Below are 552 nucleotides of genomic sequence, written 5' to 3'. Positions count from 1 at the left end.
AATTACGAAAGCATCCGGTTGAATTTAGACCAACTGACGAGTTGACACAGCAGCCAAACCAAAGTTTGGTGCAGGTCCGGCCGGTTTTGACGAATAAACTTCTTGGTAGTCAAAGAACCGAAGACTCCGTATACGAATGGGATGATATTAATATTCAAAGCGTATGGGGAGACATTGTGATTGATTTAAGCAATACTGTTCTGCCAAAAGGCGATGCGGTTATCTTTATTCGTCAAGTGTTTGGAAATATTAAAGTGCTCATTCCTTACGAAACAGAAGTATCTGTGAATCATTCTAAACTAGCAGGAAACGTAACGGTTTTTGGCCATCAGCGCGGCTTTTCGTTCAATGAAAATTTGTCTATCAAAACAGAGGAATTTGATCAATCTGCTCATAGGGTGAAGATTGTTACAACTGTTGTGATTGGAGATTTAGAGGTGCAAAGGATATGAGTATTCTTCAACGGCAGTTATTGTGGGGGATTTTCTTAAGTTTTTTTGTATTTGTATCCGTGCTCCTTACCGTGTTTTTTGCATATCCTGTTTTTCAACT

At 39.1% G+C, this 552-nt stretch carries 1 protein-coding gene; it reads left to right on the top strand.

All coding sequences use genetic code 11. The features are described from left to right. Window positions 1-452, top strand: a 452-nt coding sequence (gene liaF / locus AC27IT_RS28030) for a cell wall-active antibiotics response protein LiaF (protein ID WP_487092298.1), incomplete at its 5' end; no start/stop codon positions are given. Window positions 453-552 lie beyond the last annotated feature (100 nt).

This window comes from Brevibacillus sp. YAE8, from assembly GCF_057543335.1.
Note: the sequence above shows the minus strand (reverse complement) of the source record. Positions and strands in the feature narration are given on the sequence as shown.